16 protein-coding genes are annotated in these 13,248 nt (G+C 67.3%); 5 read left to right on the top strand and 11 right to left on the bottom strand.

Features of this window, described 5'->3' with window-relative positions:
• The 3 genes from AC1DQK_RS17320 (at position 1) to AC1DQK_RS17310 (ending at position 2,656) form a co-directional block, all read left to right on the top strand.
• Positions 1-1,662: a long-chain-fatty-acid--CoA ligase gene (locus AC1DQK_RS17320; RefSeq protein WP_477872923.1), complete on the top strand. Its 1,662-nt coding sequence runs from the start codon at positions 1-3 to the stop codon at positions 1,660-1,662.
• A 4-nt stretch (positions 1,663-1,666) separates the two neighbouring features.
• Complete coding sequence (locus tag AC1DQK_RS17315; RefSeq protein ID WP_477872788.1) at positions 1,667-2,077, top strand: MerR family transcriptional regulator; 411 nt, start codon at positions 1,667-1,669, stop codon at positions 2,075-2,077.
• 147 nt (positions 2,078-2,224) lie between these two features.
• Positions 2,225-2,656: a c-type cytochrome gene (locus AC1DQK_RS17310; protein WP_477872786.1), complete on the top strand. Its 432-nt coding sequence runs from the start codon at positions 2,225-2,227 to the stop codon at positions 2,654-2,656.
• Between the two features lie 123 nt (positions 2,657-2,779).
• Here AC1DQK_RS17310 and AC1DQK_RS17305 read toward each other — a convergent pair whose 3' ends face one another.
• From AC1DQK_RS17305 to AC1DQK_RS17255, 11 genes are all read right to left on the bottom strand, one after another.
• Entirely contained in the window at positions 2,780-3,286 is a 507-nt protein-coding gene (locus AC1DQK_RS17305) for a L,D-transpeptidase family protein (RefSeq protein ID WP_477872784.1), read from the bottom strand.
• Positions 3,283-4,344: a GTP cyclohydrolase II gene (gene ribA / locus AC1DQK_RS17300; protein WP_477872782.1), complete on the bottom strand. Its 1,062-nt coding sequence runs from the start codon at positions 4,342-4,344 to the stop codon at positions 3,283-3,285. The genes AC1DQK_RS17305 and ribA overlap by 4 nt, the downstream gene beginning before the upstream one ends.
• Positions 4,341-5,132, bottom strand: a complete 792-nt coding sequence (locus AC1DQK_RS17295) for an exodeoxyribonuclease III (RefSeq protein WP_477872780.1) — start codon at positions 5,130-5,132, stop codon at positions 4,341-4,343. The genes ribA and AC1DQK_RS17295 overlap by 4 nt, the downstream gene beginning before the upstream one ends.
• Before the next feature lie 86 nt (positions 5,133-5,218).
• A complete protein-coding gene (locus AC1DQK_RS17290; RefSeq protein ID WP_477872778.1) occupies positions 5,219-5,911 on the bottom strand; it encodes an endonuclease/exonuclease/phosphatase family protein in 693 nt (230 codons plus the stop codon).
• 152 nt (positions 5,912-6,063) lie between these two features.
• A complete protein-coding gene (locus tag AC1DQK_RS17285) occupies positions 6,064-7,482 on the bottom strand; it encodes an ammonium transporter (protein ID WP_477872776.1) in 1,419 nt (472 codons plus the stop codon).
• Positions 7,483-7,496: 14 nt separating this feature from the next.
• Positions 7,497-7,835, bottom strand: a complete 339-nt coding sequence (locus AC1DQK_RS17280; protein ID WP_477872774.1) for a P-II family nitrogen regulator — start codon at positions 7,833-7,835, stop codon at positions 7,497-7,499.
• Between the two features lie 198 nt (positions 7,836-8,033).
• The gene (locus tag AC1DQK_RS17275) at positions 8,034-8,585 is read right to left on the bottom strand and encodes a DUF924 family protein (RefSeq protein ID WP_477872772.1); all 552 of its coding nucleotides are present in this window, start codon (positions 8,583-8,585) and stop codon (positions 8,034-8,036) included.
• A complete protein-coding gene (locus tag AC1DQK_RS17270; RefSeq protein WP_477872770.1) occupies positions 8,582-9,415 on the bottom strand; it encodes a patatin-like phospholipase family protein in 834 nt (277 codons plus the stop codon). Before AC1DQK_RS17270 ends, AC1DQK_RS17275 begins: the two co-directional genes overlap by 4 nt.
• 184 nt (positions 9,416-9,599) lie before the next feature.
• Positions 9,600-11,030, bottom strand: a complete 1,431-nt coding sequence (tldD, locus tag AC1DQK_RS17265; RefSeq protein ID WP_477872768.1) for a metalloprotease TldD — start codon at positions 11,028-11,030, stop codon at positions 9,600-9,602.
• A 176-nt stretch (positions 11,031-11,206) separates the two neighbouring features.
• A complete protein-coding gene (locus AC1DQK_RS17260; protein WP_477872766.1) occupies positions 11,207-11,413 on the bottom strand; it encodes a zinc-finger domain-containing protein in 207 nt (68 codons plus the stop codon).
• 36 nt (positions 11,414-11,449) lie between these two features.
• On the bottom strand, positions 11,450-11,773 hold the full coding sequence (locus tag AC1DQK_RS17255; protein ID WP_477872764.1) for a hypothetical protein: 324 nt from the start codon (positions 11,771-11,773) through the stop codon (positions 11,450-11,452).
• Between the two features lie 34 nt (positions 11,774-11,807).
• Between AC1DQK_RS17255 and AC1DQK_RS17250 the strand changes: the two genes are divergently transcribed.
• Together AC1DQK_RS17250 and AC1DQK_RS17245 are read left to right on the top strand one after the other, a co-directional pair.
• Positions 11,808-12,254: a reverse transcriptase-like protein gene (locus AC1DQK_RS17250; protein WP_477872762.1), complete on the top strand. Its 447-nt coding sequence runs from the start codon at positions 11,808-11,810 to the stop codon at positions 12,252-12,254.
• Positions 12,255-12,298: 44 nt separating this feature from the next.
• Positions 12,299-13,210 (top strand): SPOR domain-containing protein, encoded by a 912-nt coding sequence (locus AC1DQK_RS17245; RefSeq protein ID WP_477872760.1) that lies wholly within the window; start codon positions 12,299-12,301, stop codon positions 13,208-13,210.
• The last annotated feature ends 38 nt before the right edge of the window (positions 13,211-13,248 follow it).

The raw sequence follows: 13,248 nt of genomic DNA, 5'->3' as shown, positions 1-13,248 counted from the left end.
ATCGGCGGGGACGTGCCAGCGTCCCCGCCGATCCCCCCGCGCAGGCTGACCGAGCTTATCGAGGCCGCGGTGCGCGATCATAGCGCGCGGACCGCGATCGATTTCCTGGGCCGGCGCTGGAGCTATGGCGAGATCGGCGCGCAGATCGACCAAGTCGCAGCCGGCCTGCAGGCGATGGGCGTCAGCCCGGGCGTGCGGTTCGGCCTATGCCTGCCGAACACGCCTTATTTCGTGGTGCTCTACTTTGCCGCGCTGCGGTGCGGGGCGACGATCGTCAACTTCAACCCGCTCTATGTCGAGCACGAGCTGCGCCACCAGATTCGCGACTCCGGCACGACGATCATGGCGGTGCCGGACGTGACGGCGATACACGCGAAGGTCGCCGCCATCGCTGCCGAGTGCGGCCTGGAGAAGATCATCGTCTGCCCGATGGCGGATGTCATGCCGCCGCTGCTGTCGATCGCCTACCGGCTGGTCAAGCGCCGCGACATTGCGCGCTGGCCCCGTGACGCCCGCCATGTCGCGTTCTCAAGCCTGGCAACCAGCCGCGCCACATTCCGGCCGGTGCCGATTGCCGCCGATGACGTCGCCGTGCTTCAATATACCGGCGGCACCACCGGCGTGCCCAAGGCGGCGATGCTCACCCACGCCAACCTGACCGCGAACAGCCGCCAGATGGTGCTCCATGTCCACGACGACACCGAGCGGCAGGACCGGATCATGGGCGTGCTTCCCATGTTCCATGTCTTCGCGCTGACGACGGTGCTCAACTTCGGCGTCGACACCGCCGCCGAGATGATCCTGCTGCCGCGCTTCGAATTGAAGCAGTTCCTCAAGACGGTGAAACGGACCCGCCCCACCAAGCTGCTGGCCGTGCCGACCATGCTGACCGCGATCAACAAGGCAGCGGCGGAACAGCCCGTCCATTTCGAGGATCTCGATTATTGCGTCTCGGGCGGCGCCCCGCTGCCGTTCGACGTCCGCACGGAGTTCGAGCGGCTGACCGGCGCGCGCGTCGTCGAAGGCTATGGCCTGTCGGAGACCTCGCCGATCCTCACCTGCAATCCCGCCGATGGCGTCGTCAAGGACAACAGCGCCGGCATCCCCTTCCCGGCCACCGTCATCGAGATCCGTAGCCTCGAAGACCCGCACCGGCTGATGCCGACCGGCGAGCGCGGCGAGGTCTGCGCACGCGGGCCGCAGGTGATGAAGGGCTACTGGAACAAACCCGAAGAGACCGCGAAGGTCTTCGTCGACGGTGCGCTGCGCACCGGCGACATCGGCTATCTCGACGCCGACGGCTATCTGTTCCTGGTCGACCGGATCAAGGACGTCATCATCTGCGGCGGCTATAATGTCTATCCGCGGATGATCGAGGAAGCGCTCTACGATCATCCCGCCATACTCGAGGCGGTGGCGATCGGCGTGCCCGACGAATATCGCGGCCAGGCGCCCAAGGCGTTCGTCGTGCTGCGCCCCGGCCGGCAGGAGACGGCCGAGGCCTTGCACGATTTCCTTACGACGCGCCTTTCGAAGATCGAAATGCCGCGCGAGATCGAAATCCGCCAGAGCCTGCCCAAGACGCTGATCGGCAAGCTGTCCAAGAAGGAACTGGTGGCCGAGGAAGCCGCCAGGGCCGCCGGCGCCCGAACGACAGGCTGAGACGATGGCAAAGGGGGAATCGTCCGGCGACGACGACGGCCGGCAGCTTCGCGCCATCCAGGATGTCGCGACCGAGCTCGGCATAACGACCCGGACAATCCGCTTCTACGAAGACAAGGGCCTGCTGGAACCCCAGCGGATCGGTACGATGCGGGTCTATTCGCGGCGCGAGGTGGGGCGGCTCCAGCTGATCCTGCGTGGCAAGCGGCTCGGCTTCAGCCTGCGCCAGATCAAGGAGTTTCTCGACCTGTACGAGGTCGACAGCCGGCATCTTGAGCAGACGCGTCGGCTGCTGGCGCGGGTAAGCGAGCGCATGGAGGCGCTCGAAGCGCAGCGCGAGGCGCTCGACCAGACGCTCGGCGAGCTGCGGGACATTGCCAGCGAATGCCGGGAGCGCATCGCCCAGGCGGATTGAATCCGGTGCTGACCGAACCGGATGGCCGCATCTATCTTGCCGGCGAGGATATGCGCTATATCGCGGCTGGCGGGCGGACGCCTTCGAAAACGCGTGGCAGCAGGTCGAACGGCCCCGCGCAGGGGCGACCAAGGGATGATGATGCCGATGCGTTATGGGATTTGCCTGCCGCTGTTCATGGCCACCATCGCAGCGGCCGCCATCGCCCAGACCAGCCACGAACCGACAGTGGCGGCGCTCCCGGCCGCCGCACTCGATCCGACGCAGAGCTTCAGCGATAATTGCGCCGCATGCCATCAGGAAGACGGCAAGGGCATCGAAGGCGCCTTCCCGGCGCTGGCGGGCGACGCCTTCGTGCTCGGGCCGGCCGCCGCGCCGATCCATGTCATACTGGAGGGGCGGGGCGGCATGCCCTCCTTCAAGGCCGACCTGACCGACGCGCAGATCGCTGCCGTCCTGAGCCATGTCCGCACCAGCTGGGGCAACAAGGCCGCGCCGGTCGCTGCGGCCGAGGTGGCGCAATTGCGCAACCGCGAGGCGCCCAAGGCCGACGACGGCAAAATCATTTCCGCACACTGATCCGATACCAGGGCGATTGCCATGACGACCAGGATGCTCGCCGCCATGTGAGGGCGGCGAAATGGTCGCCATCGATCGCATCATCGGGAGGCGCTGCGGGGCGACGATGGAAAGGACTGGCGGTCAGGCAATCTCGACGGCATCCCCCGGCCCCAGCCGCGCAACCAGCGCCAGCAATTCCGCCTTGTCGATCGCCACGCAGCCTTCGGTCGGCCGCCCCTCCCCGCAATGCAGGAAGATCGCGCTGCCCCGCCCGTCGACCGGCGGGGCGTCGTTATGGCCGAGCACCATGATCACATCGTAGAGCCCATCCTCCCGCACGAGCCGCTCCGCCGAGAAGCTGTGCGGGTGCCGCACCGGCCGGTTATATTGCGGATCCCCGACCCCGTCCGACCAGCCGTCATCCTCACGCACCCAGCGCCACGGCAGCCGCATGCCATCCGGGGGCGTTGCCCGGCCCGGCCCGAACAGCACCGCCCGGATCGGCCATGTCCCGAGCGGCGTCATGCCGTCGCCCTCGCGCTTGTCCGCAGCCGGGCACGCCCCCGAGCGGCCGATCGTGCAGGCGACCGTCATGCCGGCCGGACCGGTGAGAGTCAGCGCGACGCTATCGACGCGGACGACGCTCACAGGACATGGCCGGTTCGATCGCGCTTGGTGGCGAGATAGGCGCTGTTATGGGGGTTTTCCCCCAGCTTGTGCGGTACCCGCTCGACCACCGCCACCCCAGCCGCTTCCAGCCCAGACACCTTGAGCGGGTTGTTCGTCATCAGCCGCACGCTGAGTTGGCCGAGCAGCGCCAGCATCCGTGCCGCCACCCGAAAATCACGCTCGTCGACGCCGAACCCCAGGCGCAGATTGGCATCGACGGTGTCGAAGCCCTGGTCCTGCAGCGCATAGGCCCTGAGCTTGTTGATCAGCCCGATGCCGCGCCCTTCCTGGCGCAGATAGAGCAGGATGCCCCAGTTCGCCTCGGTCATGGCCTGGAGCGCGCCCGCCAGCTGGGGGCCGCAGTCGCATTTGAGCGAGCCGAGCACGTCACCGGTCAGGCATTCGCTGTGCAGCCGCACCAGCGGCGGCGTGCCATCGGGCTTGCCGATGATCAGCGCGACATGCTCGGCCGCATCGGCGACGTGACGGAAGGCGACGATCTCGGCCTTGTCGGCCACCGCCACCGGCAGCCGCGCCTGCGACGCGATGACGAGATGGGCGGGATCTTCGTAATCGTCGAGCGCGCCGGCCTCGACCTCCGCCTCGACCGGCCCGTCGGATCGCACAAACAGGGCGGGCAGCAGCCCGGCCAGCCGTGCGAGCCGAAGCGCGGCGGCAGCGGCCTCCGGCGCAGCCACCGCCTTTGCGCGGAACGGACCTTTCAACGGCGTCGCGAGATCCTGGACCGGATCGGCCAGCGCGGTCGCGGTCGGCAAGTCGAGCCAGGGCACCCGCTCGACCAGCGCCGGGCAGGCCGGGCTTGCCGCCTCGCGCTGATTGGCGAGGTGCAGCGTCGCCGCACGCGCCGCCGACAGCAGCACGTCGGCGGGGCTGTCGGCATCGAATTCGGCAAGGGTCACGTCATTGGCGGTCTCGATCGCGAGCACCACCACCCGGCCGCCGTCCGACCTCACGGCCACGGGCCAGCCCCGCTTGAGCGCGTCGATCGCGCGCGCCGCGGATCGGGCGGCGCTCACACGTCGAGCTCGGTGATGAGCGGGATATGATCGGAGGGCTTGATCCAGGAGCGGCAGGGCTCGCAGATATAATGATCTGTGGCGAGCTTCGCGACCTCCGGGCTCGCCCACATATGATCGAGCCGGCGGCCGCGATCCGATGCCGCCCAATCCTGCGCGCGATAGCTCCACCAGGTGTAGAGCCGCGCCGGCGGCGGCACGAAGCGGCGGCCGAGATCGACCCAGTCGTGGCTGGCCTGAAGGCGGTTGAGCGTCTCGACCTCGATCGGGGTGTGGCTGACCACGTCGAGCAGTTGCTTGTGGCTCCAAACGTCGCATTCGAGCGGCGCGATGTTGAAGTCGCCGACCAGCAGCGTCGGCTCGGCAAGCTCCTCCGACCAGCGGATCATCCGGCCGAGGAAATCGAGCTTCTGCCCGAACTTCGGATTGGCCTCCCGATCGGGAATGTCGCCGCCGGCCGGCACATAGACATTCTCGAGCCGGATGCCGCAATCGAGGCGCACCCCGACATGCCGTGCCTCGCCATTGTCCTGCCAGTCGTGGCGGCCATGATCGCGGAGCGGCAGCTTGGAGATGATCGCGACGCCGTGGTGCATCGGCTGGCCGTTGATCTCGAAATGGGAATAGCCGATGTCGCGGAACATCTGGAACGGGAAGGTATCGTCGCGAACCTTGGTTTCCTGCAGGCACAGGATATCGATCTGCTGCTCGAGCAGGAACTGACGCACGATATCGATCCGCGCGCGGACCGAGTTGATGTTCCAGGAGGCGATCTTGAGCTTTGCCATGGTTCGGCGATGTAGCGGCGTGGTTTGACGAGCGCCAGTGGGCGAAGCTCATAAGCCGCACCGTTTCGAAGGAGGGCTCCGCCGCGCTACTGGTGCTTCAGCCGTGCCCATACCGGCAGGTGATCGGACGCCAGCCGCGCCCGCTCGCTGACATGCACTCCGCAGGCGACCAAGTGCAGGTCGCGGGTCAGGATGATCCGGTCGAGGCAACCGACCGGGCGGCGGCTGTGATAGCTGCGTCCGGTCGGCGCGATATGATGGTCCGCGGCGAACTCGCGGATGCAGCCACCCTGGAGCGACCATTCGTTGAGGTCTCCCATCATCACGGTCGGCATCTTGCGCTTGCGGCGGCGGATATGGTCGATGATCGCGCGGACCTGGCGCCGCCGCCACAGCCCCGACAGGTCGAGATGCATGCCGATCACGCGCAGGTCATTGCCGCCGATGGTCAGCTCGGCCATCACGGCGCCGCGCGGCTCCAGCATGGGCAGCTCGATCGGCTGGTAATCGCCGATCTCGACGGCGTTGCGCACCAGGATGGCGTTGCCATGCCAGCCGATCCCGCCGGGGCGGATGTCGAACGGCACGGCCTTATATTCGCCCTGCTTGATCAGTTCGGTCGGCAAGGCGCTCTGCTTCGCCCCGAAGCGGCGATCGGCCTCCTGCAGCGCGACGATGTCGGCATGCACCTCGTGCAGCACGTCGAGGATGCGATCGGGCCTGCGCCTGCGGTCTGTGCCGAGGCCCTTGCGGATATTGTAGCTCGCGACGGTGATCATAGTCCGGTCATTACGCTTTCACACGTGAAACGGCACCGCCGCGGAAAGAGGCATGAACAAAAAAAGGGCCGGAGGGTTGCCCCACCGGCCCCAGTGCGTTCGCAGGAGGAACGCCCGGAGGAGCCGCCCCGGATGGAGCGGCCCCAATTCGATCAATAGTTGTAGGCCCGCTCGCCATGCTCGGCGATGTCGAGGCCTTCCAGCTCGACTTCGACCGAAGGCCGCAGCCCGATGGTCTTGTCGATGAGGAAGAAGAGGATCGCCGACACGCCGCCCGAGAGCAGCAGCGTAACGCCGACCGCCTTGAGCTGGGTGATGAACTGACCCGCCATGTCATAGGTGCCGGCAACGGCCGGGAACACGGTGTAATCGATCCAGCCCTGGCCGCCGAGCGCCGGATCGGCGACGATGGCGGTGCCCAGCGCACCGACGATGCCGCCGACGCAGTGAACGCCGAACACGTCGAGCGAGTCGTCATAACCGAGCTTGTTCTTCACCGTGGTGACGAAGAAGAAGCAGACGATCGAGACGACGACACCGAGCAGGATCGACGTGACCGGCGCGGCGAAGCCCGAAGCCGGGGTGATGGCGACGAGGCCGGCGACGGCACCCGAGGCAGCGCCCAGCAGCGAGGGCTTGCCGTGGATGAGCTGCTCGATCACCGCCCAGGCGACGGCCGCGGCAGCGGTAGCGACGAAGGTGTTGATGAACGCAACCGCGGTGACACCGTTCGACTCGAGGTTGGAACCGGCGTTGAAGCCGAACCAGCCCACCCACAGCAGCGAGGCGCCGATCATGGTCATGGTCAGCGAGTGCGGAGGCATCGGCTCCTTCTTGTAGCCGGTGCGCTTGCCGAGAACGAGCGCGCCTGCCAGGCCTGCGATACCCGCGTTGATGTGAACCACGGTGCCGCCGGCGAAGTCGAGACCGCCCCAGCCCCAGATCATGCCGTAGTCGGACGGCGTGTCAGGCAGGAAGTCGGGACCGGCCCAGTACCAGACCATGTGCGCCATCGGGAAATAGACGATGGTGAGCCACAGGACCATGAACAGCATCAGCGGCCAGAACTTCACGCGCTCGGCGAAGGCACCGACGATCAGCGCCGGCGTGATGCAGGCGAAGGTCATCTGGAAACAGACGAAAGCGTATTCCGGGATGTAGACGTTGTTCGAGAAGGTGGCCGCATAGGTCGACGCGTTCACGCCGGCCAGGAAGGCCTTGGAGAAGCCGCCGAAATAATGGTTTTCGCCGCCCGAGGTGAAGGCCATCGAATAGCCCCAGCCCACCCAGACGAGCGCTGCGATCGATACGATCATCAGCACCTGCATGAGCACCGAGAGCATGTTCTTGGTGCGGACGAGACCGCCGTAGAACAGCGCCAGTGCGGGAACCGACATCATCAGCACGAGCGCCGAGGAGATCAGCATCCAGGTGGTGTCACCCTTGTTGACCATGGTGGCCATCTGTTCGGTGGTCGGAGCCTTGACGAGGTCCGCGAAGGCCGGTGCCGCGGTCAGCGCGGACAGGACAAGGCCGCTCAGGCCCGCCCCGATCTTGGTTGAAAACTTCATGTGTCCCCCTTCTATCAGAGCGCGACGTCGTCGGTTTCGCCGGTGCGGATCCGCACCGCCTGCGCGACCTCGAGGACGAAGATCTTGCCGTCGCCGATGGCGCCGGTGTTAGCGGACTGCTGGATCGCTTCGACGACCCGGCCCGCCAGGTCGTCGGTGGTGGCCACCTCGACCTTGATCTTCGGAACCATATTGGTGCTGTATTCGGCGCCGCGGTAGATTTCCGTCTGGCCCTTCTGCCGCCCGAAGCCCTTGACCTCGGTAACGGTCATGCCCTGCACGCCCAGCGCGGACAGTGCTTCGCGCACCTCGTCCAGCTTGAACGGCTTGATGATGGCAATGACGAGTTTCATTCTGCCTCCCTATTTAGCCCGATTGTGCTTAGCAATAAGCGTGCCAACCACGAGCGCGCCTGGATTCACAGGTCCAATCCTCGCGGGTGCGGCAAAGCCGCGCAAACGACTCGGAGCGCTTTGATTAAAAGTTAAGCCGTGCCCTTTTTTTGGGCAGCGCCTTGCCCGGGCAATGGGTTCGCGCCGGGCCCCGCTCGCTTACCAGCCCCTGCTCAGCGCGATCGCGACATCCTCGCCGGGGCGGTCTGCGCGGCCGAGCGCCGCATTGCGCGCGGGAAAGCGGCCATAGCGCGCGATCATGTCATGGTGCTTGCGTGCGAAATCGAGCGAATTGGCATTCCCGAGCGCGGTGAACAGGATCAGCGACCGCTCCTGATCCGCCATCGACTCGCTGTGCTGGAGCGGCATGTAGAGGAAGCTGAGCTCATCCTCGCTCATCGCCTTGTCGAGGCCGCGATCGAGCGCGCCCCTGGCAATCGCGAGCGCAAGCGGATCGGTCGAGAAGGCATCGGCATGGCCGCGGAACATGTTGCGGGGAAACTGATCGAACAGGATCACGCCGGCGACCGCCTCGCGCGCCGATCCGAGGAAGCTTTCGGGGGTACGGCTGCGCCATTCCTCCCAGAGCGCCGCGAAACGCTCGACGATCGCAGCATCGGTGTCGGCCGAACGTACCCACCAGCGATCGGAACCGATCTCGCCGAACCAGAAATCGTGGACCAGGGCGGTGCCCTCTGCCGTGTCGGTCATCGCGCAGCCCTCATCCCCGAAGCGCGCGCCGCCAGCGCGCGGATGCCCTCGATCTTCTCGATCACCGAACGGCGGCCGATCGCGATAAGTTCATCGGCGCGGGTGAAATCATGGATCTCGACATGGCCGACCGGCAGGGTCAGCCCCAGATCCGGCGGATCGAGCGCCAGCGAATGGCGCGCCAATTCGGCCATCAGCAGCATCGTCGAGGCCCGCACCACCGCCAGCGAAGGATGGCTGCGCTTCGGCTGCGCACGGATTCCCGCGGTGACGCGACGGCCATGATAATCGCCCTGCAGATTGACCGAAAGCACCGGCAGGTCCGGAGCGATCTGTCGCGCGGCGGCGACCGGCACCGGCATCACCACGCCGCCGTCGACCAGCACATGGCCGTCATATTGCACCGGCCGGAACAGGCCCGGAATGGCGATCGAGGCCATGATCGCCGGATTGACCGGCCCGCGATCGATGACCAGCGGCTTTCCCGTGACAAGATCCGTCGCGACCGCCGCGGACGGAATCCACAGCTCCTGGAACTGCAGCCGCCCGAGGTGGAGTTCGAGATCGCGCAGGATGCCGCGGCCGCCCAGCATCGCCCCAGGCCGCATGTGGAGATCGAGGTAGGACAGGACGCGCAGCCAGTTGGTCGAGCGGGCGATGCTTTCGAGCGCATCGAGCTTGCCGGCCGCGAAGCAGACCGCCGCGAGCGCGCCGATCGAGGTGCCGGCCGCCGCGCGCACGGCTATGCCCTGGTCCTTCAGCTCGCGCAGGACACCGATATGCGCCCACCCGAGCGCGGCCCCACCTCCCAGCGCGACCGCGATGCCCATGGCTCAGGCCGCCATCGGACTTAAGGACATACCGTCATGCTGAACTTGTTTCAGCATCCACTCTTCCGCTCGGGGACGTCCAAGAGAGTGCGTAAAGCTCGTCGCAAGAGCCTCTGACGTTCCCCCGCCGCCTGGTGGATGCTGAAACGAGTTCAGCATGACGGACGGGAAAGTGCGCACAGCGCTACGCTGCCGTGCCGCCAACGGTCAGGGCGGAGATCATCACGGTCGGCTGGCCGACCCCTGCCGGGACGGACTGGCCGCCCTTGCCGCAGATGCCGACGCCTTCGTCCAGCGCCATGTCGTTGCCGATCGCGGTGACCTTGGTCAGCACCGAGGGGCCGTCGCCGATCAGCGTCGCGCCCTTGATCGGCACGGTCAGCTTGCCGTTCTCGATCTTGTACGCCTCGGTGCAGGAGAAGACGAACTTGCCGCTGGTGATATCGACCTGGCCGCCGCCGAAGCTCTTGGCATAGATGCCGTTCTTCGCCCGCGCGATGATCTCGCCAGGATCGTCGTTGCCGCCATACATGAAAGTATTGGTCATCCGCGGCATCGGCGCATGGGCATAGCTTTCGCGACGGCCGTTGCCCGTCGGCTCGACGCCCATCAGGCGGGCGTTCAGCCGGTCGTGGATATAGCCCTTGAGGATGCCGTCCTCGATCAGGACGTTGCACTGGGTCGGCGTGCCCTCATCGTCGATCGTCAGCGAGCCGCGCCGGTCGGCGATCGAACCGTCGTCGACGACCGTGACGCCCGGCGACGCGACCCGCTCGCCGATCCGTCCGGAAAAGGCCGATGTGCCCTTGCGGTTGAAGTCGCCTTCGAGGCCATGGCCGATCGCCTCGTGAAGCAGCACGCCGGGCCAGCCGGGGCCGCACACCACGGTCATCTCGCCGGCGGGCGCCGCCACCGCATCGAGATTGACGATCGCCTGGTGCAGTGCCTCGTCGATCGCGCGATTCCAGGTCGCCGGCTCGAACAGCCGGTCATAGAGATAACGGCCGCCAAGGCCGAAGAAGCCGGTTTCGCGCCGGCCATTCTGCTCGACCACGATCGATACGTTGAGGCGGACCAGCGGGCGCACGTCGAAGGCGGTGAAGCCATCGGGACGGACGATCTCGACCACGCTCCACGAACCCGACAGGCCGACCGACACCTGCTGGACGCGTGGATCGCGGGCGCGGGCGGCGGCGTCGACCTCCTGGCAGAGCGCCACCTTCCGGGCGAACGGGATCAGGCCAAGCGGGTCTTCGCCGGTATAGAGCCGGCTGTTGGTGCGGCGCGGCGGCGCGGCGCGGCTGCCCTTGGCGGGATCGAGCAGCGTCATCGTCTCGCCGGCGCGGATGATCGCGGCCTCGCTCAGCTCATTGGCATGGGCGAAGGCGGTGGTCTCGCCCGAGACCCCGCGCAGGCCGAAGCCCGCCTGGGTGTTGTAGTCGGCGGTCTTGAGCCGGCCATCGTCGAAGCCGAAGCTCTCCGAGGTCATATATTGGAGATAGAGCTCGCCATCATCGCAGCCCTGCAGGGTCTGCGCGGTCAGTCGCAATGCCGCATCGGGGTCGAGCGTATCGCGGTAGAGGAAGTGGCGGGGGTCTGCGGGAAGGATCGTCATGCGCCCGATATAAGGACTCGGCGCGGAACCCCAAGAGCGAAATTGCCTTGGCGGCTGCCATCTCGTCTGTCGTCATCCTGAACTTGTTTCAGGATCCACCCGACAGCAGGAGAGCGCTCGCGAACGGAAGAGTGGATGCTGAAACGAGTTCAGCATGACGGCTTTTAGGCTCCGCCTCAGTGGTGCCCGCCGGCTCCGGCGCCATCCTTCAGCACGAAACGACGGTCACAATAGCCGCAATCGACATAGCCCTCGTCCGGGTCGATCTCGAGGAACACGCGCGGGTGGCCGAGCGCGCCGCCGCCCGGAATGTCGCTGGCGCCATCGCAGACGACGCGGCTGGAATCGACTTGAATGGTTTCGGGGGCGGGCTGCGTGCTCATGCCCGGCGATTAGCAAGCGCGCCGGAGTCGCGCAATCTAGCGCAGCCGCCCGAAGCGGCTATTTTCGACGGCGACCGCCACCGAGCCGCTGCCGCCCAGCGGCGCGACGGCCGATCCGAACACGCCGCGCGCGCCGTTGGTGCCGATCATCATCCCGACTTCGCCATGAACCTGCCGGTCGGGCGCATTGACCGCCGATTCGCCCAGCGAGGTCGACGGCTTCGCCGCTGCATCGTCGAGGATCTTCGCCTTGGCCTCGGGGCTGAGCGCCACCACGGTCTCCGCCGCGCCGGCGGCGGAAGCGGCGAGCAGCGCGGCAAGGGCGAGGCCATGGCGTATGCGCGGGCGATATGCTGTCATGGCGCGACGATGCTAGCCGACGAGTGAAGCGCAGGTGAACGAAAAGCACGGCCGTGCGGTAAAATTATATTTTGACGGCGGCTGCCGCCCCAATCCCGGGCCGATGGAAAGCGCCGTCGTGCTGCGGGGCCTCGCCGATATCCGGCGCGACCTGGGCCACGGCGACAATGGGCAGGCCGAATGGCTGGCCTTGCTGCATGCGCTGGAGATCGCCGCCGCCCATGGCCTGCGCGACATCATCCTGATCGGGGACTCGCTGTCGGTGATCCGGCAGGCGAACGGCGTGCAGCGTGCAGCGTCGACCGAAGCGCGGCGTTGTCTCGAACGCTTTCGATCAGCCGCGCAAAGCTTCGATCGGGTTCGGCTCCGTCATGCCGGCCGGGCGCAGAATCTGGCCGGCATCGCGCTGGAGCGCGCGCGCTGGCGGCCCGGCGATTCGACCCGGCCCGGAACGGACTCGGATGGGCGCAGCGGCTCCTGACACGGCGATGGGGCTCGCGCATGGTCCGTGCGGGAGGATCGGCTGTGCGATCGAACATCGGGCTTTGGACGGCGGCCGGAGCAGCGGCCCTGCTGGCGAGCGGTTGCGGCAGGAAGACCGTCGAGCCGGCACCGTCGCCGAAGCTCCACGCCCCGGCACGACCGGCACCGCCCGCGGGCGCGATCGACAGCCTGAAGCTGCCACCCGCCGACGGCAAGGGCGGCTATCGGACGATCAACTCGGATCTCTCGCCCAGCGAGGCGATGTGGCACCTGCGCGCGGCGCTTAACGTCGCGGCGCTGACCTGCGATCGACCGGGGACGATGAGCATCGCCCGCAACTACAACCGCCTGCTCGGTCGCCAGCGCACGCTGCTCGCCGCCGCCTATCGCGCCGAAGGCCAGCGCCTCGGCAGTGCCGCCGCGACCGACGCGCACGTCACCCAGGTCTATAATTTCTTCGCGCAGCCACCGGTTCAGGCGCGCTTCTGCGCAGTCGCCGGCGCAGTGTCCGCCGAGGCCGCCGCCCTGCCCGCCGAAGGGCTCGAGGCGTTCGCCCCGGTCGCGCTCGACCGGTTGATGGCGCCGTTCCTCGATTTCTACCGCGCCTATGCGCGCTACCAGACCGAGCTGGCCGCCTGGCGGAAGGGCGGTCCGATCACCCCGCGCGCGGCGGTCGCACTGACCAGCGCCGCCGCGCCGCCCGCGGCGGGCCCGCCCTGGCGCATCCAGCTCGGCGCCTATTCGGGCGACCGCGCCGCGCGCGACGCCTGGGGCCGGATCCGCAGCCGGATGAGGCGAGCCGCCGATTTCGAGCCGGCTTATGAAGAGACGCCCGACGGCCAGCTGGTGCGCGTGCGTATCGGCCCGGTGACCGACCGCTCGACCGCGATCGCGCTCTGCGCGGCGGCGGCGGGCGCGGGGCTCGACTGCCTGCCGGTGCCGCCCAGGGCTTGATCCTTCGGAAAGGAACTAGCCCTTCCCCCTTTGCACCT

The sequence above is a fragment of the Rhizorhabdus sp. P4_G5 genome (assembly GCF_056401065.1).
This window is presented reverse-complemented; position numbering and strand designations above follow the sequence as displayed.

What these genes read in the sequence shown, in the direction of transcription:
- AC1DQK_RS17260 (WP_477872766.1), bottom strand. Translation starts at nt 11,413, where the DNA reads ATGAGCACGCAGCCCGCCCCCGAAACCATTCAAGTCGATTCCAGCCGC.
- AC1DQK_RS17255 (WP_477872764.1), bottom strand. Translation starts at nt 11,773, where the DNA reads ATGACAGCATATCGCCCGCGCATACGCCATGGCCTCGCCCTTGCCGCG.
- AC1DQK_RS17280 (WP_477872774.1), bottom strand. Translation starts at nt 7,835, where the DNA reads ATGAAACTCGTCATTGCCATCATCAAGCCGTTCAAGCTGGACGAGGTG.
- AC1DQK_RS17315 (WP_477872788.1), top strand. Translation starts at nt 1,667, where the DNA reads ATGGCAAAGGGGGAATCGTCCGGCGACGACGACGGCCGGCAGCTTCGC.
- AC1DQK_RS17285 (WP_477872776.1), bottom strand. Translation starts at nt 7,482, where the DNA reads ATGAAGTTTTCAACCAAGATCGGGGCGGGCCTGAGCGGCCTTGTCCTG.
- AC1DQK_RS17290 (WP_477872778.1), bottom strand. Translation starts at nt 5,911, where the DNA reads ATGATCACCGTCGCGAGCTACAATATCCGCAAGGGCCTCGGCACAGAC.
- tldD (WP_477872768.1), bottom strand. Translation starts at nt 11,030, where the DNA reads ATGACGATCCTTCCCGCAGACCCCCGCCACTTCCTCTACCGCGATACG.
- AC1DQK_RS17310 (WP_477872786.1), top strand. Translation starts at nt 2,225, where the DNA reads ATGCGTTATGGGATTTGCCTGCCGCTGTTCATGGCCACCATCGCAGCG.
- AC1DQK_RS17295 (WP_477872780.1), bottom strand. Translation starts at nt 5,132, where the DNA reads ATGGCAAAGCTCAAGATCGCCTCCTGGAACATCAACTCGGTCCGCGCG.
- AC1DQK_RS17275 (WP_477872772.1), bottom strand. Translation starts at nt 8,585, where the DNA reads ATGACCGACACGGCAGAGGGCACCGCCCTGGTCCACGATTTCTGGTTC.
- AC1DQK_RS17270 (WP_477872770.1), bottom strand. Translation starts at nt 9,415, where the DNA reads ATGGGCATCGCGGTCGCGCTGGGAGGTGGGGCCGCGCTCGGGTGGGCG.